The organism is Curtobacterium sp. A7_M15 (assembly GCF_030705415.1).
Lineage (GTDB): Bacteria > Actinomycetota > Actinomycetes > Actinomycetales > Microbacteriaceae > Curtobacterium.
The window spans coordinates 1-1,893 of sequence record NZ_JAUZED010000216.1 but is presented as its reverse complement, the minus strand read 5'-3'; the positions used below and the strand labels follow the sequence as shown (position 1 = coordinate 1,893).

The following is a 1,893-nucleotide window of genomic DNA, read 5'->3' as shown; positions in this document are numbered from 1 at the left end:
CGGACCGGCCGGCCGAGCCGACCGCCGGCTCCTCCAGCGCCGCTCCGGGTGCCGCGGGATCGTCCGCCGCGCCCTCGCGATCGTCCGCCGCAGCCGGCAGCGCGGCTGACGGCTTCCAGGACCCGGCGGCCCCCGCCGCGAGGTCGGACGCCACCCCGGTCCGCGTGACGATCCCCGCCATCGGGGTGTCCTCGTCGCTCGAGGACCTCCACCGCGGCGCCGCCGGCGAACTCGACCCACCGAAGGACTGGGACAGCGCCGGGTGGTTCAGCGACGGGATCGTCCCGGGCGAGGTCGGTCCCGCGGTCATCGCCGGGCACGTCGACAGCCCCACCTCGGCGGCGGTCTTCTTCCGGCTCGACGAACTCGTCCCCGGCGACGAGATCGAGGTCGCCATGTCCGACGGATCCACCCGCACCTTCACGGTGGACCGGTCGGAGCGTGCCGCCAAGTCGGCGTTCCCCACGAGCGACGTCTACGGCACCGCCCCCACACCCCAGCTGCGCCTCATCACGTGCGACGGCACGTTCGACACGGCCACAGGTCACTACACGGACAATCTGATCGTGTTCGCAGACCTCTCGTCGGACTGACGCAGCAACCGGCCGATATCTTCGATGTCAAGCGCAAGGAGCACCATGAGCACGACACTGGTCATCATCCCGACCTACGACGAGGCGGAGAACGTCCGCCCCATCGTCGAGCGCACCCTGGCGGCCACCGACGACGCCGTGCACGTGCTCGTCGTGGACGACAACTCCCCGGACGGCACCGGCGACATCGCCGACCAGATCGCCCGCGAGACCGACCGCGTCCACGTGATGCACCGCACCGTGAAGGACGGCCTCGGCGGCGCGTACCTCGCCGGCTTCGCCTGGGGTCTCGAGCACGGCTACGACAAGCTCGTCGAGATGGATGCGGACGGCTCGCACCACCCCGAGTACCTGCCGTGGATGATCGAGCTCGCCGACACGAACGACCTCGTCCTCGGCTCGCGCTGGATCAAGGGCGGCGAAGTCGAGAACTGGCCCTGGTACCGCGAGCTCCTCTCGCGCGGCGGCAACCTCTACACGCGCCTCGCGCTCGGCATCGCGGTGCGGGACGCGACCGGCGGGTTCCGGGTGTTCACCTCGCGGGCGTTCGAGCGGATCGACCTCGCCGGTGTCGCCTCGAAGGGGTACTGCTTCCAGGTGGACCTCTGCTGGCGAGCGCTCGAGGCCGGTCTGCGTGTCGTCGAGACCCCGATCACCTTCACCGAGCGCGAGTTCGGCGTCTCGAAGATGAGCGGCAACATCGTGCGTGAGAGCCTCACGCTCGTCACGAAGTGGGGCATCGACCGTCGCCTCCGTGAGGCCCGGTCCCTCGTCAAGGACCACCGCCGACTCCCGTCGGTGCGCACGAACGCACACGCGGTCGCCGACCACGCGGCCTGACGGGCTGCTGACGGGCGTCCAGGAGGCGCGGTGCAGGCTGGCACCGCGCCTCCTGTCCGTGCGTGGGCGGGGCGCGGGCCGTCGGCGGCCGTCGACGACGGCTTCCGAGCGGCGCGTGCCGTCGGGGGGATGGACCGGGTCGTCGGGTCGTCGGGTCGCGGGTGCCGTGGGGGAGTGTGCCGGTCGTGGGGGTCGCGGGTGCCGAGGGGGAGTGTGCCGGTCGTGGGGGTCGCGGGGGTCGCGGGGAGTGCACCGGTCGTGCCGCCGAAGCGACTCCGTCCGGATCCGCGCGGCGTTCCTGACGGCAGAGCGACAGGTTCCCCGCGGATCGCGGCGGGAGCCTGTCGCTTTCGAGCCCGGCGGTGGCAGGTCATCGCTCCCGCGCCCGGCGGTGGGGCCGGGCGTCCGCGTCCGCGCCCGCTCGCGCACCGGGCGGCGGACGGACGAACGGCCCGCGGCG

Annotated in this window: 2 protein-coding genes; both read left to right on the top strand. The window is 72.7% G+C overall.

Annotated features, from left to right (window positions below; genetic code table 11):
• Positions 1-593: class F sortase (locus Q7F20_RS18505; protein WP_305741520.1), on the top strand; the 593-nt coding region annotated here is incomplete at its 5' end.
• A 45-nt stretch (positions 594-638) separates the two neighbouring features.
• Entirely contained in the window at positions 639-1,433 is a 795-nt protein-coding gene (locus tag Q7F20_RS18500; protein WP_305741519.1) for a polyprenol monophosphomannose synthase, read from the top strand.
• Positions 1,434-1,893: the final 460 nt, after the last annotated feature.

Bases quoted from the DNA above. Each gene is read 5' to 3' on its own strand.
- Q7F20_RS18500 (WP_305741519.1), top strand. From the start codon at position 639: ATGAGCACGACACTGGTCATCATCCCGACCTACGACGAGGCGGAGAAC.